This is a genomic window from Limnobacter sp. 130 (assembly GCF_902506325.1).
GTDB lineage: Bacteria > Pseudomonadota > Gammaproteobacteria > Burkholderiales > Burkholderiaceae_B > Limnobacter.
The window spans coordinates 46,938-72,178 of sequence record NZ_LR732329.1; the positions used below are offsets into that span (position 1 = coordinate 46,938).

The window sequence follows — 25,241 nt, forward strand, 5'->3', positions numbered from 1 at the left end:
CGATTGGGGGGATAGGTGTATCACCCCAAGTTGTTAAATTGTGTAAACGACCTGCAAGTTCTTGTCAGGTATCAATACTCAATAATTAAATCAGCATCAAGCTGCATAAATCGAATCAGGGGCGGTGCAATTCATGAATTGGCTAGTGGAGGATTTTGCATTCGCAGCAGCTGCAATTTCAGAGGCCAACCTTTCCGGCTTGGCATTTGGTTTTTTCGCCTCTCTTTTGGCCATGACAGTGGGCGTCGAAGTCCGAATCAAAAACCCCCCCTTGATTGCCAACAGTCACTACCTGATTCGTCGGGGGGTGCTCATTACCCTCTACGTCATTTCCATGTTTTTTGCCTCGGCCTTTGTGGGGCTAACCTTGCCCTCAGCCGAAGGGGCATTGTTCAGTATTTCAGGCACGGTGCTCACGTTTTTCATGTGCATTGCAGTGTTTATTTATGTGGATTATCTGGTTCAGTCGGCCAAAGCGGCTGCCAAGCTGTTCATGTTGTTGTTCACTTCCTTGGGTATTCTGATTCAATACCTGATTCACATGGCTTTTATTTTCATACCCAACAATCACCAGATTGTGCAGGTGCGTTGGCCCGGCCTGATCGCCATGTATGTGTTCCTGTTTGTGTGCATGGGTTTGCTGAGCCGCTTTGCGCATGAAACCTCGGTGGGTAAATCAAAGCCATTGCAAAGCCGGATGATCTACATATTCGGCATTGTGGGTTTGAACCAAATGATCGCGCTGAGCCTGATTGGTTTTGTGCATGTGACCGATGGCCCCGAACACACCACCTGGTATGGACTGTGGACTGGCTGGGCAGGGTTCGAGATATTCGTCAGCTTTTTTGCCTTGCTGATGATTTCTGTGCTGATGTGTTACGTCTATGTTCTGCTCGACAAGTCTGTTCAAATCTTGCGCGCAGACAATCAGAAACTTCAGGTGATGAAGCAAGATGCCTTGGCGCAAGTGGCCAATGCATCAGAAGAACTTGAACTGGAACGAACCCGCATTGAGCAATTGGAGCGTTCCATTGAACTGGTGCAGCACGACCATGAAATGTCGGTCGATAGTTTGGTGGCCGCTGTAGCAACACTCGAAGACGGTGTTTTTGAATGGGATATTGAGCAGGAAACAGTCGCCTTCAGTTCAACCTGGCGTCGATTGTTTGGCTTTGATGAGCAGGCACAATCCACCATATCAGCCAATGCATGGCGTGCCGGTATTTTGAGTGAAGACATCAAGGGGCTTGATGCAGCCCTGCAATCCTGCCTGACAGCCATCTTGCCCAGCACTGCTGTGCAGGTGCGTTATGCAACAGCCTATGGCTCGTTGTTGAAGCTTGAAATTCACTTGGTCGCGGTTAAAAATGCCTATGGCTTGCCCAGCAAGGCGGTGGGAATTATTCATGACCGAACCGAGGAAATGGACCTTGAGCTTTCCATTCGGGAGGAATTGAACGAAGAGTCGCTGTTGTCTTCCAGAAAGTCCCAGTTTGTGTCGTACCTGTCGCATGAAATCCGAACACCGATGACAGTGATAGGTTCAGCCAAAGCGTTGCTGGAAAGTTCGCTGCAAAAGGAGCCGGTGAACATGGAGTCGGCCTTGCATTACATCGATCAAATTGGCGGTGCCTTGCGTTCATTGCGGGCACTGGTCGATGAAACATTGATGTTTATGGGGGCAAGTTTCACGCGGAATCATTTGAACATTGCCCAGCTGGATATCCGGAAAGTGTTTTGCCAGTTTTCCTCGTTTGAGCAAAGGCGCAGGCATGGTCAACACTGGCTGGAATATGAGTTGCACCCCAGTGTTGATCAATTCTGTTTTTATTCGGATGAGTACGTGTTCACCCAGGCGATGAGGCAGATGTTGTCGTTTGCTGAGGGCAAAGACTCACATGCTGGTAAATTGACCATCACAATGCCCAATGAGAATACCCTGAACCTGTGCATAGAATTGCTGGAGTGGCCTGTCTGGATGGTCAAGGGTGGACAGCTTGAACCCATGCACGATGAAGAAACTGTGGTGCCTTTCAAAGGTGAGCATTTGCCATTCACCTTGTTGCTCACCAAGCGGGTGATACGGTTAATCAATGGCCGCATCATGATCAAAAACCGGCGTAATCGTCATTACTTGTGTGTCGATTTGCCGTCCCTGAAGGAGGAAGCATGCCGCGTGTCATGATCGTAGAGGATGACTTGACCATTCTCAGTAATCTCTCTCAGTTGCTGCAACTCAGCGGGCTCGATGTCATGGAAGCACACGATGGGCAAGAGGCACTTCGCTTGCTGCTGGAATGCCGTGTGCACGATACCGCTTTGCCCAGAATGATTGTCAGTGACTTGATGATGCCCAATATGGACGGCTTTGATTTGCTGCGGGCCGTGCGAGGCGATTCGCATTTCAATAAGCTTCCCTTTGTGTTGTTGAGTGCCCGAAGTGATGCGAGCGATCTGCAGCAGGCGTTTGCTTTGGGGGCCAACGATTACTTGATCAAACCCTTTGAGGTGGATCAGTTGATGGAGGTGATTCGGTATCACCTGTCGAACGCTGTGGATCGCAAGAAAGGAACTTTGGCAGGAAAAGACTGCACGGTAGACAGCGACTTTTTTCTGGAATAATCAGCCCGTTTTGAGTACAGAAATACTCAACAGGCGACCAATGGCGCTGTCGATTCCGGCAATGAAATAGGGCAGGCTGACCCACAGTATCCAAAGGCCGACACCAATCGTGATTGAGAAACCGATCGACATCACATTCAACTGAGGCGCAGCACGCGCCAAAATGCCCATGACAATGTTGCTGATCAACACCGCCGCCAACACAGGCAGGGCAATTTGCAGCGCGAGCATGAACATGATGCTGCCTGCCATGGCAATGTTCTGGGTGTTGACCACCGAAAGGTTTGCACTGATCGGGATCAACTCGAAGCTTTGAACCACCGCTGCGATCACCAACAGGTGACCATCAATGACCAGAAATACAAGACTGGCCAGCACGCCCAGAAAACTGCCGATCAGTGGCGTTTGCGTGCCGCGGGCAGGGTCAATGAATTGGGCAAAGGCCAAACCCATTTGCAGGCCCAGCAAATCGCCTGCCATTTCGAACGCTGCAAACACCAGGCGCATGGAAAAGCCCATGGCCACACCGATCAGTATTTGTTGTATCAAAACGGGAATGGCCTGCGTTGAACTCAACACCGGTGGTGCGGGCAACAGGGGCATCATCACAATGGCAATCAGTGCGGCCAACCCCACGCGGGTGCGGCGCTGTACAGTGCGGTTGTCGAACACGGGGGCTGTGGCCAGCATGGCCAGAATGCGAATAAATGGCCACAAAAAACTGGCGATCCAGATTTCAAGTTGTTCGCCGTTGATGGGGACCATGTTTAGCCGATCACGGTGGGTATGCTCATGATCAAACGCTGTGTGTAGTCCACCAGGGTGGCCAGCATCCAGGGGCCGAGCAGCAACAGCGTGGCAAAAATACCCAGAATTTTCGGAATGAATGACAGGGTCATTTCATTGATTTGTGTGGCAGCCTGCAAAATACTGACCAGCAAACCCACCACCAGGGCCACGAGCAACAAGGGGCCCGACACCATCAGCATGGTTTCCAGTGCGGCCTGCCCCAAATTCAATACGGTTTGACTGTTCATGTGCGTGCACTCAATTCAGTTCAGGTTTCAAAGCTGGCCACCAGTGAGCCAACCAGCAGAGTCCATCCATCGACCAGCACAAACAGCATGATTTTGAAAGGCAGTGAAATCAACATGGGTGACAGCATCATCATACCCATGGACATCAGCACACTGGCGACAATCAGGTCGATGACCAGAAAGGGCAGAAAGATCATGAAGCCAATTTGGAAGGCTGTTTTCAATTCGCTGGTGACAAAGGCGGGGATCAATACGCGCAAGGGCACGTCTTGGGGATTCTCTACATTTTCCACTTTGCCCAGGCGCATGAAAAGCGCCAGGTCGGGTTCGCGGGTTTGTTTGAGCATGAAGTCTTTCATGGGCACGCTGGCCCGCTCGGTCATTTCCTGAAACTCGATTTCATTGTTGGAAAACGGCAGGTAGGCGTTTTCATACACGCGGTCAAACACCGGGGCCATGATGAAAAAGGTCAGGAACATGCTCAAGCCGATGATGACTTGGTTGGGTGGCGAGTTTTGTGTGCCCAAAGCCATGCGCAACAGCGACATGACGATCACAATGCGGGTGAAGCCCGTCATCATCAATAGCAATGCGGGCAGAAAGCTGAGGAAGGTGAAGAACAGCAGCGTTTGAATGGGCACACTGTAATTGGTGGTGCCGTTGGCACCTGGGCTTGCGGTAACGCCGGGCAGTACCTGTTGGGCTTGTGCCGCCTCGGGCATTGCCATGACTAGCAGCAATAGCAGCAGACCGAGGACCGTGAATTTACCTGCGAAGGTGTTCATTGTGATTTCACCTTGCCTGATTTCACACGTTCGAGCATTTTTGCAAAGTTGGCTGCAGGGTTCTGGATTTCATCCAGTTCAATGCTGCCCGCAGGCATGCTGTGCAAGGTGTTGATGCTGCTGCTGGTCATGCCCAGTACCAGCCAGGTGTCGCCGATTTCGACCAGTACAATTTTTTCGCGTGGCCCCAAGGCTGAGCTGGCCAGTACCTTGTAAAAGCCCCCTCGACGTTGCTGGTTGCCAATGCCCATGCGTTTCAACAACCAAACCAGCGCAAGCAGCAAGACCACCACAAACAGCAAGCCCAGTGTGGTTTGCAGCAGGTGGCCTGTCATTGGGTTGTCGGCTGCGCTTGTTGCTGCAGGAGGAGCTGCTTCTTGTGCGCGGACTGCGCCATGAACCAGCCATGCCCCTGACAAGAACAAAAGGCGCATGCCTTTTGAAAAAGGGTTGCGCCTTGTGATCAATGTTCCCACCGTATTTGTGTTTTTTTGTTGTAGTTGCATGCCTTTGTACTGCAAAGGGATATCAACGGTTGAGCTTTCTCAGACGCTCAGATGGCGTAATGATGTCGGTCAATCGGATACCAAATTTGTCATTCACGACGACCACTTCGCCCTGTGCGATCAGGTAGCCGTTCACCAGCACATCCATGGGTTCGCCAGCCAGGCCGTCCAGTTCAATCACGGAGCCCTGAGCCAGTTGCAGAATGTGCTTAATCGGTATCTTCGTCCGACCCAGCTCAACAGTCAACTGAACCGGGATGTCGAGAATCATGTCAATGTCGTTCTGCGTGCCTGAAGCCACACTTCCGGCAAATGGCTGGAACAGGCCAGAGGCAGGCTTTGCGTCGCTGGCCTGCGCAAACAGGTTGTCGGTGTCGCTGGTGCTGGTGGCGGTGGTACTGGCTTGTTCAGCCAGTGCTGCGGCCCAGTCGTCGGCTGCGTCGGTGGAGTCGGTCATGGTATCTACTTGCTGTTCAGACATGGTGTATTCCTTATCTTGATCGCTATTCGTGTGTTTTTTCAGGCTGCTTGGCTTCCTTGCTCAGCAAGGCCTCCAGGTTCAGCGCGTCGGCATGGGATTCATTACTGACCGCCAATACTTCTTCAACTTTGAGTGCGTACTGGCCACCACTGGTGCCGTAGCTGCAATTGAACACGGGCACATTGTCCACACGTGCTTCAATGACTTTGTCAATTTCGATCGGAATCACATCGCCAATGCGCAGTTCCATGATGTCAGCCACAGTCAGCTGTGTGCTGGCCAGACCTGCGACCAAATCCACTTCAGCCATTTGTACCTGCTTTTTCAGCATGGTGACCCAACGCTTGTCGGGCTCAGCCTGATCGCCTTGCATGCTGGAATACAGCAGATCGCGAATCGGCTCCATGGTGGAGTAGGGAATACAAATGTGAAGCGAGCCGCCGCCGGCACCCAGTTCAATTGAAAACGAGGTGGTCACTACAATTTCAGATGGCGTTGCAATATTGGCAAACTGCGTGTGCATTTCCGAGCGCAGGTATTCAGGCTTTAACGGAAAAACCGGTGCCCATGCTTTGACAAATTCTTCCCGAATCACCTCGAGCATGCGGGCAATGATCCGCTGTTCGGTTTGAGTGAAATCGCGACCTTCCACACGGGTGTGAAAACGGCCGTCGCCACCAAACAGGTTGTCGATCACTGCAAACACCAGGCTGGGGTCAAAAATGAACAAGGCATTGCCGCGCAAAGGCTTCATGGCCATGATGTTCAGGTTGGTGGGTACCACCAGGTTGCGAATGAATTCGTTGTACTTCAATACCTTCACGGGGCCGACGGAAATTTCCGGGCTGCGACGCATGAAGTTGAACAAGCCGATTCGAATTAAACGCGCAAAACGCTCGTTGATAATTTCAAGCGTGGGCATGCGGCCGCGAACGATTCGTTCTTGCGTGGCCAGGTTGTAAGGGCGAACGCCTTCTGCGGTCTCAGATGCGTCTTTCGTTTCTTCTTCGCCGTTGACACCCCTGAGCAGGGCATCGACTTCGTCTTGTGAAAGAAATTCTCCGGGCATGGCGCTGGGCTTCCTGTTACTGAATCACAAAGCTGGAAAAATGCACGTCGCGAATGCCGCGGGTGGGGTCTTTCGGATCGCCTTTGATCGTGACGCGGGCCAGATCCACCAACTCATCCATCAACCGTTGTTTGCCTTCGATCGAGGTCAGGCTGCCGACATTCTTGCCAGACAACACCAACAGGATTCGGCTGCGAATAACCGGGGTGTAGTTTTTGATTTCCTCGGCTTGCGCCGGGCCGTTCACTTCGTAAGTGATGCCAATTTGAAGATAGCGTGTGGTGTCTGGTTCGGCCAGGTTGACGACAAACTGATCCATTACGACAAAAGTGGGGGGGCCAAGGGGTTCTTGCACTTTTTCTTCAGCGGCACCGTCAGCACTTTGGCCACTTAGCAGAAAGAATGCTGCTGCACCGCCTGCGGCCAGCAGGGTCAATACGATTGCGAGAATCAGGATCAGTTTTTTCTTGGATCCTTTTTCGGGCGCTGCAGCCTCAGGGGCTGCTGCAGCGGGTGCCGGGGCGACTCTGGCCATGTGCTTAACTCCGTAAGTTCAAATGCTGTTGTGTGTCACTTTCAAACTCTATTGTGTCTGAAAGGTTTCCGAGCAAACCCCCGAAAAGCCGTGTTGTTTGGACTCAATTCATTAATCAGGCTTTGTTGGTCAGGCAAACAGGTCGAGCTTGCCTTCAGGTTTTCTGCTTGCAGCAGCAGGTGTCCCTGAATCCTGTTGCTCATTGTCGCCACTACCGCTGCGCTGGCCGTTGTTTTGGCCTTGCTGGCGGTTTTGCTCAAATTGCGCTTGACCTTGGTTACCTTGGCCTTGCGGGGTTGGCGTGTTGCCATGTTGGATCTGGACCTGGTTCAGTTGCAAACCGTTTTGGGCCAAAACTTCTTTCAGTCCGCCCAGGGCTTGCGTTAACAGGTTGGCCGATGCTTCATCTTGCGTGCGAATGACCAGTTGAACCTGCTGGCCTTTTTGCACCAGGCGCATGTTCATGGGGCCAAAACTTTCGGGATTCACGCGAATGTCCACGGTTGACAAGTTTTTGCCAATGGCCCATTGCACGGTTTGTCCAAGTTCTTTGGCAAAGCCTGGCTGATTCACGGGTGTTTTGATCAAGGTCTGCTGCGCAATACCCGTGGCGCTAGTGAGCCCATTGGTACCTGCTGCAATGCCAGTGCCTGTGTTCGAAGATTGCAAGCTGCCAGCCGCCAGAATTTTCTGGCCCACTTTCAAGCCTTCATCCCCGAAGCCTTCACCCATGGCTTGTGCCTGTTGGGCAATTTGGGGTGCAATTTGTGGTGCAAGTTGCGCAGCCACCGCATTGGAGTTGCCTGTAGCGGCGGCGACGTTGGCCGTGGCTGCAGAATCATTGCGTACTTGTACCGTGCTGTTGGACAGCGCTGCCTCTGCTTTCAGCTGGGCTGTGGTTTTGATGTCTGGGCGTGTTTTGTCGGCGCCGGCTTGCTCAGTCAAGGTGTTTTGCTCGGTGCCAGGCGTTGTGGCTGGCAAATCGGCTGGCTTGCTGCCTGTCGATGTGCTTAAGGGCAGTTCAGCGGCAAGGCCGGTTTTTCCGTCCAGTGGCTTTTCCTGGGCAGCAGACGGGATGGTGTTGCTGACCAATGAGATTTGCGTGTCTTGCTTGCTGCCGGAAGCTGCTTTGTTGGCCGCTTCATTCGCTGCTTCATTTGCTGTTTCCGGGGCCGCGCTGTTCTGCGCTGTTGTGGGTGCGTCAGCTGTCTTGGTTGTGTCGCTGGTGCTTGCCTTGCTTTCGGTTTTGTTTTCGGTAACTTTTTCTGTGATTTTGTCTGCTGTTTTTTCTGTCGCGCGCGGAGCGCTTTCAGGTGCGGCAGCCTGTTTCACGGGTTCAGTGTTCATAACAGCAGCGGGCGGTGCGGCTTGTTGCACCGGGGTGGTTTGCATCCAGTTGCGCTGTGCCCACACAGCTGTCTGAGCGGCCTGTGCTGCTTCTGCGTTGGCCGTGCTGTCACTGCTTTTTTTCGGTTTGTCCTGTTTGTACAAACTTTCCCGCAATTGGTTTTCAATGCTGTTTAGCTGGGCGTTGGGCGCAGATTGGCCCATTGCTGAACTGAACAGGTCGTTGAAATTCAATTCGGATTCTTGTTTGCCCTGCTTGGGCTTGTTACCCGCTGTGGGGGTTTGAACCTTGTTGACATTGTTCATGGCTTGAGTGCTCGTGGTCATGAGGGTTCCCCTGCGGTGTGAACCCGGTAAATTCGCGCAGCAAATTCGTCATTCATTTTTTGATCACGTTTGTTTTCAAGTTTTGCCTGTTTCACTTTTTCACGTTCCACCAAGGCTTCAAATTTGCGCTGTTCGGCCAGGGCTTCTTGCCATTGGGTGCGCTGGTGGGCCAGGGTGGTGTTCAGGAATTCGATTTCACGGGTTTGCTGGGCCACGGCCTCACCAATTTTTCCGACAAAGGCCAATTGGTTGCGCAATTGTTGCCCTGTCATGCCAGTACTGGCTTTGTTGTGCATGCCACCCTCGCATTCGTCGCGGTAGGTTTGCAGCATGTTCAGTTTGTCTTGGCCCTGCACCAGCTTTTGCTGGGTGTTGGCCATGTTTCTGGCCAGGTTGTCGGCCTTTTCGCTGGCCTGTTCAATCAGGATTTGCAGCACATTGCTCATGGGCATCCAAGCGGTTTAGTGTTTGTCGTTTTTAAATTCGTTCGGAAATAACGATTGAAGGCCTGCCAGCGCTTCATCGAAACTTGCACTCTCTAACATTGACTGTTGCAGCAGGTTTTCAATCTTTGGATAAAGGGCCAAAGAATGGTCCAATTGCGGGTCTGCCCCCGGAGCGTAAGCGCCCACGGTGATCAGGTCGCGGTTGCGCTGCACTTTCGAGAAGGCAGCTTTCAGCCCTCGGGCGGCGTTCAGGTGGCCTGCGGGCACAATGTTGTGCATTGCCCTTGAAATGGACTGTTCAATGTCGATGGCAGGGTAGTGGCCGCTTTCGGCCAGTTGGCGCGACAGCACAATGTGGCCGTCCAGAATGGCTCGGGCCGCGTCGGCAATCGGGTCTTGCTGGTCGTCGCCTTCGGTCAGTACTGTGTAAAAGGCGGTAATGGAACCGCCGCCTTTTCGACCATTGCCTGCCCGTTCAACCAGTGTGGGCAGTTTGGCAAATACGCTGGGCGGGTAGCCTTTGGTGGCAGGGGGTTCGCCAATGGCCAGTGCAATTTCACGTTGTGCCATGGCGTAGCGGGTTAGCGAGTCCATGATCATGAGCACGTTGTGCCCTTGGTCACGAAAATGCTCGGCCACCACTTGGGTGTAGGCTGCGCCCTGCATGCGAAGCAGGGGGCTGACATCGGCAGGTGCAGCAATTACCACGCTGCGTTTCAAGCCTTCTTCACCCAGAATCTGTTCAATGAATTCTTTGACTTCACGGCCACGTTCGCCGATCAGGCCAACCACCACACGGTCGGCTTTGGTGTAACGGGCCATCATGCCCAGCAACACCGATTTACCCACACCGGAACCGGCCATCAGGCCAATTCGCTGGCCACGCCCTACGGTGAGTAGTGCGTTGATTGCACGCACGCCCACGTCCATCGGTTCGGTAATGGGTTCACGTTCCAGCGGGTTGATTGGGCGTGCCGCCAAAGGGCTGCGTTTTTCGAATTTCAGTTCGCCCAAGGTATCAAGCGGGCGGCCATTGCTGTCAACCACTCGGCCCAGCAAGCTGTCGCCCACAGGCAGGTGTTTGGTTTTGTCTTCAGGCCTGCGCCAAGGGTGGGCTTTCACACCCAGTTTGGGGGCGATGGGGGGTGGTTCCTGTGCAACGACTTTGGCACCGGGTGTCATTCCGTGTACGTCGGTGGCAGGCATTAAAAACAGTTTGTCGCCGTTAAAGCCGACCACTTCAGCCTCAAGGGGTGGGGCGCCTTTTTGCATCACAGTGCACACGCTGCCCACCGGCAATTTCAAGCCCACCGCTTCCATCACCAAGCCCGCCACACGGGTCAGTTTGCCCGTGGCAATTTGGGGTTGGCTGTGTTCAACCAGAAACTTGCATTCGTCTATCCATTCCAGCAGGTCGGCCATTTATTCTGTGTCCTCAGGCGTGAGTGGATCGTCGCGGCCCAAGGCCTCAATGGCACGTAGCCAGCGGGTTTGCAGTGTGGCGTCGACTTCGCCTTCCGGGTGTTGAAGCAGGAAGCCACCTTGCAATTGTTTGGGGTCTTCGATCATGCGCAGGTTACCCAGCATTTGCTGATCGCCAAACTGCGCTTCAAGCACGCGAATCGTGTTGGGGTGAGCACGCAGGCTGACTGCTTTGCCGTGCAACTGCATGCTTTCCAACACCTGATTCAATAATTGGGCTGCCTGTTCGGGGTGCAACGCAAGTGTGTCGCCAATGACTTTTTTGCTGACCAGCACGGCCAGGTCAAGCAGCTTTTCTGAGAGTTCGCTCTTAAAGCGCTCGAACTCTTCTTCCATGGTGGTGGCAGCTTGAACCAGCACCACACGTTCGTTGTGTGCCGCGTTCCAGCCAGCCTCGTAGCCCAGTTGCTGACCACGTTCCTCCGCCTGTTTCAGGGTGTCTTTCTCGAGTTCTTCCAGCTGTTTCTCGCGGCGAGCCAGCGCTGCTTCCCATTCCTTCAAACGCAGTTCTTCTTCGGTAGGGGCCGGTGGCGGTACGCTGATTTCCTTCTGGTGTCGGTCGATTTCCGCCATCATGCGGTCAACTGGATTTTCGTAGCGTGAGCCAATCAATTCGACTGACCAGTTTGGCAATTCGGCTGCATCGAGGCCGCGAATAATGCGGTTAGATGAACGCATCATCTCCGCCTCCACCCAGTACCACTTCGCCAGCGTCGGCCAACTTGCGAGCCACTTTCAAGACATCTTTCTGCGCAGCTTCCACCTCGGAAAGGCGAACCGGACCACGACTTTCGAGATCGTCGCGCAGTGCTTCTGCCGCACGGCTGGACATGTTCTTGAATACTTTTTCGCGAATGGCTTCGTCGGCACCTTTCAGTGCAATGACCAGCAAATCACTTTGAACATCGCGCAGAATGCTTTGCATGCCACGGTCGTCAATGTCGAGCAGGTTGTCGAAGGTGAACATTTCATCCTGAATGCGCTGGCTGAGTTCGTTGTCGTATTCGCGGATGGTGTCGAGCACTGTTTTCTCGGAGGTTGTACCCACAAAGTTCAGAATCTCGGCCGCAGCCCGCACGCCACCCAGGGTTGTTTTCTTCAGCTTGTCGCCGCCTGCCAGCACCTTGGACAGCACATCGTTCAGTTCAAGCAATGCATTGGGTTGAATACCATCAATGGTGGCAATTCGCAGCACGACATCGCTGCGCAGTCGATCGACAAAAAGGTTCAAAATGGCCGCGGCAAAATCGCGTTCAAGGTGAACCAGAATGGTGGCAATAATTTGAGGGTGTTCGTTTTTAATCAGTTCGGCCACTGTGCCCGGGTCCATCCACTTCAGGCCTTCAATGCCGGATGTGTCGCTGCCCTGCAAAATCCGGTCTAGCAAAAAGCCAGCCTTGTCTTCACCCAGGGCACGAGTCAACACGCTACGAATGTAAGCATCCGAGTCCAGGCCTAATGCACTTTGACTTTGCGCAATTTGCACCACTTCCCCCGCAATTTCTTCAATGCGGTCGATGGGTACATCCTTGGTTTTCGACATTTGTTGACCCAGCTTTTGAACTTCTTTGGGGCCCAGGTATTTGAATACTTCAGCTGCTTCTTCCTCGCCCAAGCTGAGCATCAGGATTGCGCCTTTCTGAATGCCGAGTTCGCTTTCTGCCATGGTGTTGATTCCTTGTAGTGCTTCTGCAGGCGGGCCTTAGCCGTTCTGTGTTTCGCCGTTGACCCAGTTTTTCACAATGCTGGCCACAATCTGTGGGTGCTCTTTGGCCAACTGGCGCAGCTTTTCCATTTTTTCCTGACGATTCATGCCGGGCAGGGAACCTTCGCGTTGCAGTTGCTCCAGAAGTTCGGCGTCGTTGTCGCCGCCCACCTGGTTGGCAAGCAAAGGCATGCGCTGGCCTGGCAGCAGTTCAGGGCCTTCGTCGAACAAATCAACATCGGCTGGTTTCATCATGGGGCGGAACAGGCCGAACACCAGAATGGCTGCAATCAGTGCAATACCAATTGGCATGCCCAGTGATTTCGCCAGGTCCATGGTTTCCTGTTGTGCCCACATGGGGATACTTGCTTCTTCAACCTTGGTGAAGGCCTGGTTCACCACATTCACGGCATCGCCGCGTTGTTCATCAAAGCCAATGGCCTGCTTCACCAAACTGTCCAGCTGGGTGATTTCTTCAGGTGTCAAAGGCACCTGGCGTGTTTCGCCTTTTGGATCGGTGATTGTTTTGAAGTTCACCACCACAGCGGCTGACAGGCGTTCAATTTTGCCCACCTGCGATTTGGTGTACTGAACCGACTTGTCCACTTCGTAATTCACTGTGGAGTCTTTGCGGCTGCTGTTGTTGGTTTGCGCTGGTGCATTGTTGCCATTGGCCAGTGCTTGTTGCGGGTTCTGACCAATATTGGCGGCGGCTTCCCCGGGTGGGGTGTTGGCCATTACGCCGGGAATGCCCTGCGGGTTGGCGTTGCTGCTGCCGTCATTGGACTCGCTGATTTGCTGGCTGCGAATGGTGGCTTGCGTGGTATCGCCGTTGGGTTTGTAAATTTCGTCGGTGCGCTCGGACGTGGAGTAATCCATGTTGGCGGTTACGGTGGCGCGTACGTTTTCGCTGCCGAATACAGGGGTCAAAATGTCAACAATTCGACTGGTCAGGCTTTGTTCAATTTGGTTGGTGTAGGCCAGTTGTGTGGGGTTCAAGCCGCTTTCAAGTTGTGTTTTGCCGGTTAGCAAGCGACCTGACTGGTCAACAATGCTGACATCTTCCGGGTTCATGCCGGGCAGGCTGGAGGCCACCAGGTGAACAATGCCGTTGATTTGGGGCTCAGACAGGGTGCGACTGCCAAACAAGTTCAGCACAATGGATGCGCTGGGGGTTTGTTTTTCACGAATGAAAATAGACGGCTTGGGAATGGCCAAATGCACGCGTGCACTTTGCACCGCTGAAATGGACTGAATGGAGCGAACCAGTTCGCCTTCCAGAGCGCGTTGGTAATTGACTTGTTCCTGAAACTGGGTGATACCCAGCTTTTGGTTGTCCATGGCTTCGAAGCCGCTCACGCTGCCTTTGGGCAGGCCTTGGCTGGCCAGGGCCAGGCGGGTGTCGTACACCTTGTCAGAAGGCACCAGAATGGCGGTACCTGCCGTGTTGAACTCGTAGGGCACCTTCATTTGGGTCAGCGCTTCAACTATGGCACCACCGTCCTGGTCGTTCAGGCCACTGAACAGCACGCGGTAGCTGCTCTGGTTGGCCCACATCAGCAGCGAGGCCAGCACCGCGATCAACAGGGGCACGCCGATCAGCACACCCATTTTGTTTTTCTGGGGCAGTGTTGCGAAACGTTGCTGCATATTGGTAATCGGGTTGTTGCCAACCGGGCCGATCACTTCGGGGCTGCTGAGAGCTTCTGCCATGTAATACCTGCATGTGGGTTAAATATTGTTCTACCCATGCATTGTGCTTGGGCCGGTGCGCAAGCAATTCGGTAAAAAGGGGCCTTTAACGGCACCTATTTCAAAAACTTGAGGGTGGTGTTTAAAAAATAAGGGGGGTTTTGCCCCCTGTTCGCGGCAATGGCTTGCCCCACTTGCCTGTACAAAGAGAGGGTACAAACAATAATTCCGCGTTGGAGTATTTCATGATCGAGAAAATGGGGGCCGTAAGTGGCCTGTTAAGCAGTGCGGTAACCGATGCGATCAAAAGCCCGTCGCTGACCAATAAGCCGCAGGCGCTGGATCAGGCCTCGTTTGCTGATGCCATTGCCAAGGCCCTGGAAAGCGCGAGCCTGTCAGCAGACAAGGCGGCTGAACTGGGCAAGCGTTTGCAGATGGATGACCCCACTGCGTCGATTGAAGAATCCGTGATTGCATCGAATATGTCATCGCTGCAGTTCACAGCGGTGGTTCAGACCCGCAATAAAATTCTGCAAGCCTACAACGACATCATGAACATGCCGGTTTAATGTTCTGAATTCCAGACAGGCTGTGGCACAATCCAATTCATTGAATCCTCACATGAATTGGAGCCCGGCCCATGATTTCACCTTTTCCGATTGCCCGCGACAACCGTGCTGAAACAGCAGCCGACCTGGTCATGCTGCCTCAATTGGCCAACCGGCATGGTTTGATTACAGGTGCAACCGGTACGGGTAAAACAGTGACCTTGCAGGTGCTGGCTGAAGCGTTTTCACGCGTTGGCACACCTGTGTTTATGGCCGATGTGAAGGGTGACCTTACCGGCATTTCCCAGCCTGGAAAAACCTCCCCGAAATTCGAAGAACGCATGAAAATGACCGGTATTCCCGTGCCGGAGTTTGCAGGCAGCCCCGTGACATTGTGGGATGTATTTGGCGAACAGGGCCACCCGGTGCGGGCCACCATTTCCGACATGGGACCTTTGTTGTTGGGTCGTTTGCTGGGTTTGAATGACACCCAGGAAGGGGTGCTGAACCTGGTTTTCAAAATTGCCGACGACAACGGCATGTTGTTGCTTGATCTGAAAGACCTGCGCGCCATGCTTCAGTACGTGGGCGAAAACGCCAAGCAGTTCACCACGGAGTACGGCAATGTTTCTTCAGCCTCTGTGGGGGCGATTCAACGTGGCTTGCTGGCCCTGGAAGGGCAGGGTGCCGACAAGTTTTTCGGTGAACCCATGCTGAACATTGATGACTTGATGCAAACCGATTCGAATGGACGCGGCATCATCAATATTCTGGCGGCCAATCAGTTGATGAATTCACCGAAGTTGTACGCCACCTTTTTGCTGTGGTTGTTGTCTGAGTTGTTTGAGAATTTGCCGGAAGTGGGTGATGTCGAGAAACCCAAAATGGTGTTTTTCTTTGACGAGGCGCACCTGCTGTTTACCGACGCACCCAAGCCCTTGATTGAGAAAGTGGAGTTGGTGGTTCGCCTGATTCGTTCCAAAGGCGTGGGCGTTTATTTCGTGACACAAAATCCACTGGATGTTCCCGATTCTGTGTTGGGGCAACTGGGCAACCGGGTTCAGCATGCCTTGAGGGCATTCACACCGCGCGATCAAAAGGCAGTGAAAGTGGCCGCTGAAACCATGCGCCCGAATGCAGGTTTGGACATTGAGGCTGCCATTACCGAATTGGGTGTGGGCGAGGCGCTGGTCAGTTTTCTCGACCCGAAGGGTACCCCCAGCCCCACTTGCCGCGCCTGGGTTTATCCACCCGCCAGCAAGTTTGGCCCGGCCAGCCCGGAGCAGTGCAAGGAATTGATTGCCAATTCACTGGTGGCGGGTGTGTATGAAAAAACAGTTGATCGTGAGTCAGCATTTGAGATGCTGAAAGCGCGCACAGAAACAGCAATGGCAGCTCAGGATGCAGCTGAAACACCTGCTGCCAAAGGCACTCAGACCGCCGAGGAAAAAAGCACGCTGAGTGGTTTGGGTGACATGTTGTTTGGCACCAGTGGCGCAGGTGGGCGAAAGCGCCAAAGCGTGGCTGAGAGCATGGCCAAGAGTGCTGCCCGCAGCATCGGTTCACAGGTAGGCCGTGAGCTGATGCGCGGTATTCTGGGTTCCCTGTTGGGGGGCAGCAAGCGCCGTTGATCGGTGCTTGATTGTTTAGTCGATCGAATGCAAGTTCGCGCGTTGTCTGCGTTCGGTTGCCAATAGAAACCGTTGCAGGCGACGCTCGGCGCCCCGCTCAAGGGTTTTCATTTCACATCCAAGTTGCACCATCTCGGGGTGATCTGCCAAAGGCTTGATGTTGCGTACCACCAAGTCCACCAGCATGCTGCCTTGGCCATCGGGCAGGGTCAGGCGAACATCGTTCATCACATCTCCGGCCTGATGCAGGCTGGGTGCTGTTTGCAGGCACACGCCGCAGCCTGCCAGGCTGATGTCGATCAGGCTGACATGGCCAGCAACTGCCGGTATTTCAAGTTTCACTTGTGCGTTCAGTTCTTCGTCAGCCATCACCCGGAAGTAATTGCGACGTTGCAGTCGAACGATTGTTTTGGGTATGGCAATTCGCAAGGCATCGGCACCTTGATACTGGCTTTGCAAAATTCCCATGCCGGCAAACTGCACTTTGACACCATCGGGAAAGCTGACCATGACATAAGCCGTAGACGCGTTGCAATTGGCGCTGAGTGATTTTTCATACGGCGTGCCCAACCAGATCAGGCCAGCCGACCAGTCGATGTTCAATATTTCGGTGACAAACTGTGTGTGATCTGATTGCAGGTAAACGTACAGTTCATGTTCGTCCTCCTCAATGGTGTTGAGGAGTTTTCGCAGTGTGGGTTCTGCACTCAAACTGAATTCTTCAAGCAGTTTTTGATCGCGTTCTGGTGCAATGCTGGTGTTTTGACTCATGGCTTTCCCTCTGTACTAAATTCTTTGTTTTCTATTTGATACACCCAGGCCAACAATTCTGCAATGGCCTGGTACAGGCCGGGAGGAATTTGTTGATCCAGGTCGACATTCATTAACAGCGAGACCAGTTCTCGGCTTTCATGAACAAACACCCCCGATTCTTTCGCTTTCTGGATAATTTGTTCTGCAATCAAGCCTTGGCCTTTGGCCACCACTTTGGGTGCGCCAGAGTGTTCGAGGTAGGCCAATGCAACAGCCTGCTGGGGGCTCAGTTTATTCGCCAATTTCGAGCCCCGTGGGTACCATGAACTGACCGTGAACCAGTTTCAAACCTTTGTCATCCATGGCGCGCCGGAAGGTTTGCCAGTGGGGATCAACCGCCTGTTTGCTGTGTGCGGGTCCGGTAATTTGTACATCGCATTGTGAACCTATCATGCGCACCCGAACATTCAGCTCACCCAAATGAGCCATGTCCAGTTTCAGGCGTGCAACCCAGGGGCGGGCTGCTTCCTCGCTGCTTTGCTCCTCTTTGTCGGGCGCTTCCTCGGTGTCGGGTTCAATGTCAATTTGAACCGGGTGCCCCAGCAAACCGCTCAGCGCCAATGAAATCCGGTTGTTGTCGAGTGCCGCAAGTTGTGCGGTCACCAGTTTCACGGATTGATCAACTGCGGCCGGGTTCAAGCCTTTTTCGGAAATGACCTGGTCTTGTCCAAACCGGGCCTGGGGTTCTTTTGCAATTTGATCGGTGCTGCGCTGCCCGTTGGCCCACTGCTGCAAATGCGATTCATAAAACAGCCCGCTGTTTTCAACTGCAGCACTGACCTGTTTGGCCAACACGCCAGCCAGGCTGTTGTTCAGGTTGTTTGCCGCGTTCACCGCTTGGGCTTGTTGAGCGGGGGGCTGAGCTGCGCCCTGAACTGTGCCTTGGGTTGTACTCGGAATCAGCGCACGGGTATTGGGCGTTGCATTGTCGGGTTCGGCCAGCAAAGCGCCAGGCACAGTGGTGGTCTGTGTTGGAAACTGGGTGCTTAACTGCTTCAGGCTGGTCATCACCGTGGTAGAGACTTGGGTGGGCGAACCTTGCCCCAATCGTTCAAGCAAACCAATCAATCGTGCTGTGCCTGAAAGCCGGTCCACAAAACTGGGTGAGTCTTGTGCCTCGCCATCGTCTGCCGTTGCTGGCAGTGTAGTCAGCAGGTTGCGGGCATCGGCTATTTTTTTGCCGCCACTGGTGCCACCTGCCGATAAGTCGTCGCCTTTGTTGGACAAGGCAAAGGCGACTGTGACCATTTCGCCAGCCGTCAGTGAACGCCCCGGTGGCAACTTCACTTGAATGTTTTGCCCTGCAAACTCAAGTTCTGCCTCGTTGCCGGGGCCACCTTTGACCACACGAACCAGGGCGGTTTGACCGGCCAGTTGTTGGGCTTGGGGCAGGGGAAGCTGGCGGGTCAGTATGGCAACCACAGGCGCAATCTCGCCTTTGCCAGAACTGACCCGGTCACCCGGATTGGATTGGAGAAGGGAGTTGACGTTGGGTGGAGCCGATTTAACCGGGGTTAATGTCATGTCTCACACCCGTTGCTTTAGCGCAATGGCTTAGTTGGATCCGTAAGAGTTGCTGAGTTTCTGCGAGTTGTTGGCTGCGCGAAGAAATTCTTCCAACTGCTTAAGGCGGGGTTCAGTGATGTCGCGAATTGCCGCGTCGTCGGCCAGAATCTTTTTCAGATAGCCAATGTGCTGACTGCGTTCTTTTTCATTCAATTCGGTTTGTTGTGCTTCCTTGATGACTTGTAGCTCATGGATCAGCCTTGAGCACTGCTCTTCTGCAGCACACAATTCATCCCAATCGCCCGCCTTGGCTGAATCAAGCATGATTTGGCTTTGATTCGCGATGGCGGCGTACAGCTTCATGATTGCACCGTTGTTGTCTGTCGCAAAGATCATGGTCGAGAGCGGTCCTAAGTAGGTTGTTATGGTTTGGAGGCAGTTTGGCCGATTTCCAGCCAGGCACTGCGCAGGTCATCGAGCAAAGCAATGCAGGTGTCCATGCGTTCCGGGCTGTTCTGGACGTTTGCCAGAATCAGTTCTTTGCCAATGTAGTCGTACAGTGAAAGCAGCTGCTCAGCCAACGCACCGCCGGCATTGACGTCTAGCGAGGCAGTCAATCCGTCTTTGATGATGCGTAGGGCTTTGTCCACCGATTTGGTTTTCATCTCGATGTTTTGCATTTCCAGATAAATTTTGGCCTTTCGAATAGCCTCGATGGCTCCTTCGTAAAGCATTACAATGAGGCCGTGTGGAGAGGCACTGTTGATGCCGGTTTCCAGTCCTACTTGTGCGTATGCTTTTGCGCCGTACATCATGGTGCGTTCACTTGGTAATTTGTCTTAAACAAATAGTAGGGTCTGTGCCCCCTGTTTGATCTGACTAAAAACAGGGGTTTTAGGGCACAGTTCCTCGCTTACCGCTGTTGTGCAAGTGCAGCCAGTTGCTGGCTTAGGTAAGCACTGGTTTGCTGCATGCTGGCCAGCATGGTGTCCAGTGCTGTAAATTGCGCGCGGTAGCGCTTTTCAACCTGTTCAAGCCGAAGATTGATTCGGTCTTCCTGAGTGTCGAGACGCTTTTTTCGGCTGTTCAAGCCGTCGGTGCGGGAAACCAGTGCGCCGCCTTCATCGGACAGGCTGCCGATCCAGTCGCTTAACCTTTCGGCCAAGCCCTTGCTGAATGTAATTGTGCCCATGTCGCCGGCGGCACCTTGTGCCACTGAAAATTGCAAGCCCTCGCTGGCTTCTCCTGTGGCACCCGTCAGCACGCTACCAATGCCTGTGCCCGCTACGCCGTTGATGGTGCCCGCCACGGTGTTGCTCCCATCGTATGCGGTGCTGATGTTGATGGCGTAGGTGCCTTCCAGTGTTTTTGTATCGGCCCCTACAAATTTGATCCGTGCATCCGTTGTTGTGGCCGTGTTGGTAAATACTTTTTCCAGAATGGATGGATTGGCCGCCACGGCTGCGTCAAGTTTGGTTTTGTCCAACGACAGCACGCCGTCTTTGTCGAAGTTCAAACCAATGTCGCTCAAGCCGATTCCGTATTGGGCCACCTGTTCACGCAGAATGTTTCGCATGCCGCGTTCCAGGGTCGATGGTGTGGTTTCTTTCGACAGGGTGGCGTCTTTTTGTTGCTGGTCTTTCAGATTGCCGCGAATTTTATTGTAAGCAGCAACAAAGCCATCGAGCGTGGTTTTCAGGGCACCATCGTCCAGGGCCACCTCAATGTTCACAGGGGCGGTGGTGATTGCTTTCAGGTTCAGTGTCAGGCCTGCTACCGCATCGGTCACTGTGTTGCTGGCTTTGCTCACAGCCAGGTTGTTGATCGTGAAGTTGGCGTTCTGCGCCACTTGCAATGATTCTGCATTCTTGCCAGCACCCGCTGCGGCGGTTGGGTCATAGGCCAGCATGGACAAGCCAGCGGCGTCGGTGTTGGTGCCGTCGGCATCGCTCACTTCCAGCTTGAAGCCATTGACTGCGCCAGTCTCTTTACTGGTTAACACCAAGCGTGACCCTGTGCCGTCATTGACGATGGATGCGGTCACTCCCGCATTGGCATCGTTAATCGCTTGTTTGATGCCATCCAGCGTTTGCTGACCCTCACCAATGTTGATTGTTACCGGCGTTTTTGCGGCATTGTCGGTAAAGGTGTTTGTGGCGGAATCGTAGCTGCCCAAAGTCAGGGTAAGGCTGCCGGTGCCTACAACGCTGTCTGATGTGGCCACGCTGGGTGCTGCCACGCTTTGTGCTTTGGCAAGCTGGCTGACCTGGATGCTGTAGCTGCCCTTGGCGGCGGACGAACTGGCCGTGGCGGAAACAACTTTGTCGTCACTTGACGTTGTTTTCAGCGGATTCAGGTTGCTCAAGTTGCTTAGTTTGTCAGCGGACGCTTTTAGATCTGCAAACGAATTTTTGATGATGCCGTAGATCGAAATTTTGGTGTTGATCGCTGTGCGTTCTTGTGTGACCTTGGTCAGTGGAATTCGCTCGGCGGCCATCAGGGAGCGAATAATGCCCTCAATGTCGAGTCCCGAACCGATACCTGCGGATGAAATTCCAACCATGACTTGTTCCCCTTATTGCGTTCTATGCTTCGCGAGACATTAAAACGCCTTGCATTTTTTCGATGGCTTTTGCGATTTTAAGCATTTCAACCGATGGAATTTGTTTCAATATTTCCTGGGTTTCCCGATCGACGATTTGAACGATCGGTTTGCCATTGTCGCTGTCAACAAGAAATTTCAGATTGGACTGGTTGCTCGTCAGGGCCGCATTTGCTTTCTGAACCACTTCAATCAATTCACCCACGCTTAGCTCGGCCTGCCCGCCCATTGGCGGCTTGACCTCCGTGTTTTGAACCGGTTTGGTGTTCATTGCGTCCTGCGGTTTTTGCAGGGCTGTTGCGTAATCAACCATGTTTGAAATATTCATTTTCGCCACCTTTGCGAATTTTACGAGGCCAAGACAAGCCCCCATGTCTTGATTAACGGCAGGTTTCGGGGTTTTCTTTAGCGTTAAAAAGCCCGGTGAGCTTGGTTCACCGGGCTTTTTATTTGATTTGAACCCACTTTTGGTGGATTCTGGTCAGTGATCAGACTAGGTCTGAATTAACGCAGCAAGCTCAACACGTTGTTGGGCAGCTGGTTGGCCTGGGCCAACATGGCGGTACCAGCCTGCTGAAGAATCTGCGCACGGGTCAGGTTTGCAGTTTCCTTGGCGAAGTCGGCGTCCATGATACGGCCACGGGCAGAGCTCAAGTTGGCGCTGGTTGTTTCCAGTGAGGAAACAACCTGGTCCAGTCGGCTTAAGCCAGCACCGGTTGTGGCACGCAGGTTGGTGATGTCGTTGATCGCGGTGTCGATTTCCGTAATCGCGGTTGTGGCGTTGGCCACGGTGTCCACGCCACCGAATGCGGTCACGATTGCAGCCTGAGTTGCGCCACCCAGGGTGGTTTGCAAATCATTGCCTGCGGCTGTACCGGTGTCGGTCAGGTTCACGCTCAGGGTGTCGGAGGCCACGTTGCCCGAACCAATTTGCAGGTCCACGGTTTTGTTGGCTGCTTCAAACACGTTGTTACCGTTGAATGTGGTGCCTGTGGCAACACGACCCACTTCGTTGGCCAGTTCGGTGTATTCGCGGTTCAGGTTGGCGCGGTCGGTGTCGTTCAATGTGCCGTTTTTGGCTTGAACACCCAATTCACGCATACGCTGCAGGTTGTCACCGATTTTGCCCAGTGCGCCATCGGCCACTTGCAACAGTGAAACGCCATCGTTGGCATTGCGTGCAGCCACATCAAAGCCGCGGATTTGTGCGGTCATGCGTTCTGCAATGGCCAGGCCGGCAGCATCGTCTTTGGCGCTGTTAACACGCAAACCGGATGACAGACGGGCAATTGAAGTTTCAAGGGAACTGGCAGACTTGCTCAGATTGTTTTGTGCGCCAAGTGATGGCGTATTTGTGTTGATACCTAACATTTAGGACCTCCTAGCGGTTGAATTGACAAATCCTTTGTGAAGGGGTTTGTCGCTTTGGGTTAATTAACCCTTGTGCAGTTTCTTTTACTGACAATTCGATTAACGGAGGTTTTTAGTCAAACTTAAATAAATTAATTAAATAATTTAAATGATTTTTAATGTGACTTAAAATGCGAAAAGATTATCCTGCCAGAAAGGCAGGATAATCCCGTGCTAATTATGATGAGCGGTTTTTTTATTTCATTACTGCAACAGGCTCAGCACGTTGTTGGGCAACTGGTTGGCCTGGGCGAGCATGGCGGTGCCAGCCTGCTGCAAAATCTGTGAGCGGGTCAGTGCTGCCGTTTCCTTGGCAAAGTCTGCATCCATGATCCGTCCACGTGCGGCTTGCAAGTTGGTGCTGGACAAGTCGGCAAACGAGGCCACCTGCTCCAGTCGGCTTTGGCCCGCACCCACCACAGCACGAATGCCGGTGATGGCGTCAATCGAGGCGTCCAGCGTGGTGATCGCGGTGGTGGCGTTCGCTACCGTGTCCACACCATTGAGGTTGGCCTGAATGCTTGCAGCGCCGTTGGTCATGATGGTGGTCAAGTCATTGCCTGCAGCCAGACCATCGTCAGTCAAATTCAGTGCCAGGGTGTCGGAAACCGCGTTGCCGGTGCCCACCTGGAAGCTCAGTGTTTTGTTGGCGGCATCAAACATGTTGTTGCCGTTGAAGGTGCTGCCGGTCACAATGCGATCCACTTCGTTGGCCAGCTCCGCGTATTCGCGGTTCAGGTTTACACGGTCGGTGTCGTTCAGGGTGCCGTTTTTGGCCTGCACTGCGAGTTCACGCATACGTTGCAGGTTGTCGCTGATTTTGCCCATGGCGCCGTCGGCCACTTGCAACAGCGAAATACCGTCGTTGGCGTTGCGGGCGGCCACATCGTAGCCCTTGATTTGGGCTTGCATGCGCTCGGCAATGGCCAGGCCTGCTGCGTCGTCTTTGGCGCTGTTTACACGAAGGCCTGAGGACAGACGGGCAATCGCGTTGTTCAAACCCATGCCTGAACCAGACAGGTTCTTTTGGGCGGTCAGTGAGGCTACGTTGGTGTTGATTCCTAGCATGATATTTCTCCAAGCAATTTGTTGATTTCAAGTTGGCTGCGTCATCTTGTGCGCCGCCTTATGAATCCTTTAACGCTTGGAAAAACTGGAACTTTAGAAAAAAATACAAAAAAATTCGCTTTTGCAAGAGAATTTTCATGAACCCTAAAGTTTTATTTCTTACTGCCGTAATTGGGGGCTTTTTTGAAAACTTCCCCCGGTTAGTCCAGTGCTTGCTGCTTGTTGCACCTTCAAACCAGGGGTCGCTCGGAGTAAACCTTTAATTAACGCAGCAAGCTCAACACGTTGTTGGGCAGCTGGTTGGCCTGGGCCAACATGGCGGTACCAGCCTGCTGAAGAATCTGCGAACGGGTCAGGTTTGCAGTTTCCTTGGCGAAGTCGGCGTCCATGATACGGCCACGGGCAGAGCTCAAGTTGGCGCTGGTTGTTTCCAGTGAAGAAACAACCTGGTCCAGTCGGCTCAAGCTGGCACCGGTTGTGGCACGCAGGTTGGTGATGTCGTTGATCGCGGTGTCGATTTCCGTAATCGCGGTTGTGGCGTTTGCCACGGTGTCCACGCCACCGAATGCGGTCACGATTGCAGCCTGAGTTGCGCCACCCAGGGTGGTTTGCAAATCATTGCCTGCGGCTGCGCCGGTGTCGGTCAGGTTCACGCTCAGGGTGTCGGAGGCCACGTTGCCCGAACCAATTTGCAGGTCCACGGTTTTGTTGGCTGCTTCAAACACGTTGTTACCGTTGAATGTGGTGCCTGTGGCAACACGACCCACTTCGTTGGCCAGTTCGGTGTATTCGCGGTTCAGGTTGGCGCGGTCGGTGTCGTTCAATGTGCCGTTTTTGGCTTGAACACCCAATTCACGCATACGCTGCAGGTTGTCACCGATTTTGCCCAGTGCGCCATCGGCCACTTGCAACAGTGAAATACCGTCGTTGGCATTGCGTGCAGCCACATCAAAGCCGCGGATTTGTGCGGTCATGCGTTCTGCAATGGCCAGGCCGGCAGCATCGTCTTTGGCGCTGTTAACACGCAAACCTGAGGACAGGCGGGCAATTGAAGTTTCAAGGGAACTGGCAGACTTGCTCAGATTGTTTTGTGCGCCAAGTGATGGGGCGTTGGTATTAATTCCTAGCATGGTTATTACTCCGAAGAAGTTTAGACAAATTAATCAGAAGTGATTTTCTTCTGTATCGTCTCGGTAAATCGATCACCGATGACTATATATCGACTGGTGATTTTCAATATTTAGGATAAATTAAAAAATATTTTTTCATTTATATTAATTTTAAATAAAAAAATAGATTATCTTTTTCTTGGTTTTATTCAAGAAAAAGATAATCTATTTCCATTATGTACAAGCGCAAGAAAAAAGGAGGGGTGGGTGGAACCCACCCCCTCTAAAACAACCGGCCATCAGGAATCAGATCAGCAGGCTGCTGCTTGGTCTACACCAGTACTACAACACAGGTACTACATTCGATTTCTTTCCTTTCTCATTCTGTTTTCATTACTGCAACAGGCTCAGCACGTTGTTGGGCAACTGGTTGGCCTGGGCGAGCATGGCGGTGCCAGCCTGCTGCAAGATCTGTGAGCGGGTCAGTGCTGCCGTTTCCTTGGCAAAGTCTGCATCCATG

Annotated in this window: 28 protein-coding genes; 4 read left to right on the forward strand and 24 right to left on the reverse strand. The window is 53.1% G+C overall.

Annotated elements, in window-relative coordinates:
* The first annotated feature begins 133 nt into the window (after positions 1 to 133).
* Together FRIGORI9N_RS08865 and FRIGORI9N_RS08870 are read left to right on the forward strand one after the other, a co-directional pair.
* The gene (locus tag FRIGORI9N_RS08865) at positions 134 to 2,185 is read left to right on the forward strand and encodes a histidine kinase dimerization/phospho-acceptor domain-containing protein (RefSeq protein ID WP_159569825.1); all 2,052 of its coding nucleotides are present in this window, start codon (positions 134 to 136) and stop codon (positions 2,183 to 2,185) included.
* Positions 2,170 to 2,622 carry a response regulator gene (locus FRIGORI9N_RS08870; RefSeq protein WP_159569827.1) on the forward strand — a complete coding sequence of 151 codons (453 nt, stop codon included), beginning with the start codon at positions 2,170 to 2,172 and terminating at the stop codon, positions 2,620 to 2,622. Before FRIGORI9N_RS08865 ends, FRIGORI9N_RS08870 begins: the two co-directional genes overlap by 16 nt.
* Here the strand turns inward: FRIGORI9N_RS08870 and fliR are convergent, their stop codons facing one another.
* The 13 genes from fliR to fliF form a co-directional block, all read right to left on the reverse strand.
* Positions 2,623 to 3,387 (reverse strand): flagellar biosynthetic protein FliR, encoded by a 765-nt coding sequence (gene fliR, locus FRIGORI9N_RS08875; protein WP_159569829.1) that lies wholly within the window; start codon positions 3,385 to 3,387, stop codon positions 2,623 to 2,625.
* Positions 3,388 to 3,389: 2 nt separating this feature from the next.
* The gene (gene fliQ / locus FRIGORI9N_RS08880) at positions 3,390 to 3,659 is read right to left on the reverse strand and encodes a flagellar biosynthesis protein FliQ (protein ID WP_159569831.1); all 270 of its coding nucleotides are present in this window, start codon (positions 3,657 to 3,659) and stop codon (positions 3,390 to 3,392) included.
* Positions 3,660 to 3,679: 20 nt separating this feature from the next.
* Entirely contained in the window at positions 3,680 to 4,444 is a 765-nt protein-coding gene (gene fliP / locus FRIGORI9N_RS08885; protein WP_305773822.1) for a flagellar type III secretion system pore protein FliP, read from the reverse strand.
* Complete coding sequence (fliO, locus tag FRIGORI9N_RS08890) at positions 4,441 to 4,950, reverse strand: flagellar biosynthetic protein FliO (protein ID WP_159569833.1); 510 nt, start codon at positions 4,948 to 4,950, stop codon at positions 4,441 to 4,443. Before fliO ends, fliP begins: the two co-directional genes overlap by 4 nt.
* A 22-nt stretch (positions 4,951 to 4,972) precedes the next feature.
* A complete protein-coding gene (gene fliN / locus FRIGORI9N_RS08895) occupies positions 4,973 to 5,407 on the reverse strand; it encodes a flagellar motor switch protein FliN (protein ID WP_371717162.1) in 435 nt (144 codons plus the stop codon).
* Positions 5,408 to 5,453: 46 nt separating this feature from the next.
* Entirely contained in the window at positions 5,454 to 6,500 is a 1,047-nt protein-coding gene (gene fliM / locus FRIGORI9N_RS08900) for a flagellar motor switch protein FliM (RefSeq protein WP_159569837.1), read from the reverse strand.
* Between the two features lie 16 nt (positions 6,501 to 6,516).
* Positions 6,517 to 7,035 carry a flagellar basal body-associated FliL family protein gene (locus FRIGORI9N_RS08905; protein WP_159569839.1) on the reverse strand — a complete coding sequence of 173 codons (519 nt, stop codon included), beginning with the start codon at positions 7,033 to 7,035 and terminating at the stop codon, positions 6,517 to 6,519.
* 129 nt (positions 7,036 to 7,164) lie between these two features.
* Positions 7,165 to 8,709, reverse strand: a complete 1,545-nt coding sequence (locus FRIGORI9N_RS08910; RefSeq protein WP_159569841.1) for a flagellar hook-length control protein FliK — start codon at positions 8,707 to 8,709, stop codon at positions 7,165 to 7,167.
* Positions 8,706 to 9,155 carry a flagellar export protein FliJ gene (gene fliJ, locus FRIGORI9N_RS08915; protein WP_159569843.1) on the reverse strand — a complete coding sequence of 150 codons (450 nt, stop codon included), beginning with the start codon at positions 9,153 to 9,155 and terminating at the stop codon, positions 8,706 to 8,708. Before fliJ ends, FRIGORI9N_RS08910 begins: the two co-directional genes overlap by 4 nt.
* A 15-nt stretch (positions 9,156 to 9,170) precedes the next feature.
* The gene (fliI, locus tag FRIGORI9N_RS08920; RefSeq protein WP_159569845.1) at positions 9,171 to 10,577 is read right to left on the reverse strand and encodes a flagellar protein export ATPase FliI; all 1,407 of its coding nucleotides are present in this window, start codon (positions 10,575 to 10,577) and stop codon (positions 9,171 to 9,173) included.
* The gene (locus FRIGORI9N_RS08925; protein WP_159569847.1) at positions 10,578 to 11,318 is read right to left on the reverse strand and encodes a FliH/SctL family protein; all 741 of its coding nucleotides are present in this window, start codon (positions 11,316 to 11,318) and stop codon (positions 10,578 to 10,580) included.
* A complete protein-coding gene (fliG, locus tag FRIGORI9N_RS08930; RefSeq protein ID WP_159569849.1) occupies positions 11,302 to 12,303 on the reverse strand; it encodes a flagellar motor switch protein FliG in 1,002 nt (333 codons plus the stop codon). The genes FRIGORI9N_RS08925 and fliG overlap by 17 nt, the downstream gene beginning before the upstream one ends.
* Before the next feature lie 36 nt (positions 12,304 to 12,339).
* Positions 12,340 to 14,055 (reverse strand): flagellar basal-body MS-ring/collar protein FliF, encoded by a 1,716-nt coding sequence (gene fliF / locus FRIGORI9N_RS08935; protein ID WP_236550853.1) that lies wholly within the window; start codon positions 14,053 to 14,055, stop codon positions 12,340 to 12,342.
* A gap of 224 nt (positions 14,056 to 14,279) precedes the next feature.
* Between fliF and FRIGORI9N_RS08940 the strand changes: the two genes are divergently transcribed.
* Both FRIGORI9N_RS08940 and FRIGORI9N_RS08945 read left to right on the forward strand, forming a co-directional pair.
* The gene (locus tag FRIGORI9N_RS08940; protein ID WP_159569851.1) at positions 14,280 to 14,603 is read left to right on the forward strand and encodes a flagellar hook-basal body complex protein FliE; all 324 of its coding nucleotides are present in this window, start codon (positions 14,280 to 14,282) and stop codon (positions 14,601 to 14,603) included.
* A 71-nt stretch (positions 14,604 to 14,674) separates the two neighbouring features.
* The gene (locus FRIGORI9N_RS08945; protein ID WP_159569853.1) at positions 14,675 to 16,213 is read left to right on the forward strand and encodes a helicase HerA-like domain-containing protein; all 1,539 of its coding nucleotides are present in this window, start codon (positions 14,675 to 14,677) and stop codon (positions 16,211 to 16,213) included.
* A 15-nt stretch (positions 16,214 to 16,228) separates the two neighbouring features.
* On the opposite strand, the gene FRIGORI9N_RS08950 is transcribed toward FRIGORI9N_RS08945, so the two are convergent.
* The 11 genes from FRIGORI9N_RS08950 to FRIGORI9N_RS09000 form a co-directional block, all read right to left on the reverse strand.
* Positions 16,229 to 16,984 carry a flagellar brake protein gene (locus FRIGORI9N_RS08950; protein ID WP_159569855.1) on the reverse strand — a complete coding sequence of 252 codons (756 nt, stop codon included), beginning with the start codon at positions 16,982 to 16,984 and terminating at the stop codon, positions 16,229 to 16,231.
* Positions 16,981 to 17,268, reverse strand: a complete 288-nt coding sequence (locus tag FRIGORI9N_RS08955; protein ID WP_159569857.1) for an EscU/YscU/HrcU family type III secretion system export apparatus switch protein — start codon at positions 17,266 to 17,268, stop codon at positions 16,981 to 16,983. Before FRIGORI9N_RS08955 ends, FRIGORI9N_RS08950 begins: the two co-directional genes overlap by 4 nt.
* Positions 17,258 to 18,550, reverse strand: coding sequence for a flagellar hook-length control protein FliK (locus tag FRIGORI9N_RS08960; RefSeq protein ID WP_159569859.1), 1,293 nt, complete (start codon positions 18,548 to 18,550; stop codon positions 17,258 to 17,260). Before FRIGORI9N_RS08960 ends, FRIGORI9N_RS08955 begins: the two co-directional genes overlap by 11 nt.
* A gap of 30 nt (positions 18,551 to 18,580) precedes the next feature.
* Complete coding sequence (locus tag FRIGORI9N_RS08965) at positions 18,581 to 18,928, reverse strand: flagellar protein FliT (RefSeq protein WP_159569861.1); 348 nt, start codon at positions 18,926 to 18,928, stop codon at positions 18,581 to 18,583.
* Between the two features lie 26 nt (positions 18,929 to 18,954).
* Positions 18,955 to 19,347, reverse strand: coding sequence for a flagellar export chaperone FliS (fliS, locus tag FRIGORI9N_RS08970; protein ID WP_159569863.1), 393 nt, complete (start codon positions 19,345 to 19,347; stop codon positions 18,955 to 18,957).
* 98 nt (positions 19,348 to 19,445) lie between these two features.
* Complete coding sequence (gene fliD / locus FRIGORI9N_RS08975; RefSeq protein ID WP_159569865.1) at positions 19,446 to 21,095, reverse strand: flagellar filament capping protein FliD; 1,650 nt, start codon at positions 21,093 to 21,095, stop codon at positions 19,446 to 19,448.
* A gap of 22 nt (positions 21,096 to 21,117) precedes the next feature.
* On the reverse strand, positions 21,118 to 21,462 hold the full coding sequence (locus tag FRIGORI9N_RS08980) for a flagellar protein FlaG (RefSeq protein ID WP_159569867.1): 345 nt from the start codon (positions 21,460 to 21,462) through the stop codon (positions 21,118 to 21,120).
* Positions 21,463 to 21,638: 176 nt separating this feature from the next.
* Positions 21,639 to 22,505 carry a flagellin gene (locus FRIGORI9N_RS08985; RefSeq protein ID WP_159569869.1) on the reverse strand — a complete coding sequence of 289 codons (867 nt, stop codon included), beginning with the start codon at positions 22,503 to 22,505 and terminating at the stop codon, positions 21,639 to 21,641.
* A gap of 243 nt (positions 22,506 to 22,748) precedes the next feature.
* Entirely contained in the window at positions 22,749 to 23,612 is an 864-nt protein-coding gene (locus FRIGORI9N_RS08990) for a flagellin (protein WP_159569871.1), read from the reverse strand.
* 263 nt (positions 23,613 to 23,875) lie between these two features.
* Positions 23,876 to 24,742: a flagellin gene (locus FRIGORI9N_RS08995; RefSeq protein ID WP_159569873.1), complete on the reverse strand. Its 867-nt coding sequence runs from the start codon at positions 24,740 to 24,742 to the stop codon at positions 23,876 to 23,878.
* Positions 24,743 to 25,114: 372 nt separating this feature from the next.
* Positions 25,115 to 25,241, reverse strand: a 127-nt coding sequence (locus FRIGORI9N_RS09000; RefSeq protein WP_256366111.1) for a flagellin, incomplete at its 5' end; no start/stop codon positions are given.

What these genes read in the sequence shown, in the direction of transcription:
- FRIGORI9N_RS08865 (WP_159569825.1), top strand. Translation starts at nt 134, where the DNA reads ATGAATTGGCTAGTGGAGGATTTTGCATTCGCAGCAGCTGCAATTTCA.
- FRIGORI9N_RS08870 (WP_159569827.1), top strand. Translation starts at nt 2,170, where the DNA reads ATGCCGCGTGTCATGATCGTAGAGGATGACTTGACCATTCTCAGTAAT.
- fliR (WP_159569829.1), bottom strand. Translation starts at nt 3,387, where the DNA reads ATGGTCCCCATCAACGGCGAACAACTTGAAATCTGGATCGCCAGTTTT.
- fliQ (WP_159569831.1), bottom strand. Translation starts at nt 3,659, where the DNA reads ATGAACAGTCAAACCGTATTGAATTTGGGGCAGGCCGCACTGGAAACC.
- fliP (WP_305773822.1), bottom strand. Translation starts at nt 4,444, where the DNA reads ATGAACACCTTCGCAGGTAAATTCACGGTCCTCGGTCTGCTGCTATTG.
- fliO (WP_159569833.1), bottom strand. Translation starts at nt 4,950, where the DNA reads ATGCAACTACAACAAAAAAACACAAATACGGTGGGAACATTGATCACA.
- fliN (WP_371717162.1), bottom strand. Translation starts at nt 5,407, where the DNA reads ATGACCGACTCCACCGACGCAGCCGACGACTGGGCCGCAGCACTGGCT.
- fliM (WP_159569837.1), bottom strand. Translation starts at nt 6,500, where the DNA reads ATGCCCGGAGAATTTCTTTCACAAGACGAAGTCGATGCCCTGCTCAGG.
- FRIGORI9N_RS08905 (WP_159569839.1), bottom strand. Translation starts at nt 7,035, where the DNA reads ATGGCCAGAGTCGCCCCGGCACCCGCTGCAGCAGCCCCTGAGGCTGCA.
- FRIGORI9N_RS08910 (WP_159569841.1), bottom strand. Translation starts at nt 8,709, where the DNA reads ATGACCACGAGCACTCAAGCCATGAACAATGTCAACAAGGTTCAAACC.
- fliJ (WP_159569843.1), bottom strand. Translation starts at nt 9,155, where the DNA reads ATGAGCAATGTGCTGCAAATCCTGATTGAACAGGCCAGCGAAAAGGCC.
- fliI (WP_159569845.1), bottom strand. Translation starts at nt 10,577, where the DNA reads ATGGCCGACCTGCTGGAATGGATAGACGAATGCAAGTTTCTGGTTGAA.
- FRIGORI9N_RS08925 (WP_159569847.1), bottom strand. Translation starts at nt 11,318, where the DNA reads ATGATGCGTTCATCTAACCGCATTATTCGCGGCCTCGATGCAGCCGAA.
- fliG (WP_159569849.1), bottom strand. Translation starts at nt 12,303, where the DNA reads ATGGCAGAAAGCGAACTCGGCATTCAGAAAGGCGCAATCCTGATGCTC.
- fliF (WP_236550853.1), bottom strand. Translation starts at nt 14,055, where the DNA reads ATGGCAGAAGCTCTCAGCAGCCCCGAAGTGATCGGCCCGGTTGGCAAC.
- FRIGORI9N_RS08940 (WP_159569851.1), top strand. Translation starts at nt 14,280, where the DNA reads ATGATCGAGAAAATGGGGGCCGTAAGTGGCCTGTTAAGCAGTGCGGTA.
- FRIGORI9N_RS08945 (WP_159569853.1), top strand. Translation starts at nt 14,675, where the DNA reads ATGATTTCACCTTTTCCGATTGCCCGCGACAACCGTGCTGAAACAGCA.
- FRIGORI9N_RS08950 (WP_159569855.1), bottom strand. Translation starts at nt 16,984, where the DNA reads ATGAGTCAAAACACCAGCATTGCACCAGAACGCGATCAAAAACTGCTT.
- FRIGORI9N_RS08960 (WP_159569859.1), bottom strand. Translation starts at nt 18,550, where the DNA reads ATGACATTAACCCCGGTTAAATCGGCTCCACCCAACGTCAACTCCCTT.
- FRIGORI9N_RS08965 (WP_159569861.1), bottom strand. Translation starts at nt 18,928, where the DNA reads ATGATCTTTGCGACAGACAACAACGGTGCAATCATGAAGCTGTACGCC.
- fliS (WP_159569863.1), bottom strand. Translation starts at nt 19,347, where the DNA reads ATGATGTACGGCGCAAAAGCATACGCACAAGTAGGACTGGAAACCGGC.
- fliD (WP_159569865.1), bottom strand. Translation starts at nt 21,095, where the DNA reads ATGGTTGGAATTTCATCCGCAGGTATCGGTTCGGGACTCGACATTGAG.
- FRIGORI9N_RS08980 (WP_159569867.1), bottom strand. Translation starts at nt 21,462, where the DNA reads ATGAATATTTCAAACATGGTTGATTACGCAACAGCCCTGCAAAAACCG.
- FRIGORI9N_RS08985 (WP_159569869.1), bottom strand. Translation starts at nt 22,505, where the DNA reads ATGTTAGGTATCAACACAAATACGCCATCACTTGGCGCACAAAACAAT.
- FRIGORI9N_RS08990 (WP_159569871.1), bottom strand. Translation starts at nt 23,612, where the DNA reads ATGCTAGGAATCAACACCAACGTAGCCTCACTGACCGCCCAAAAGAAC.
- FRIGORI9N_RS08995 (WP_159569873.1), bottom strand. Translation starts at nt 24,742, where the DNA reads ATGCTAGGAATTAATACCAACGCCCCATCACTTGGCGCACAAAACAAT.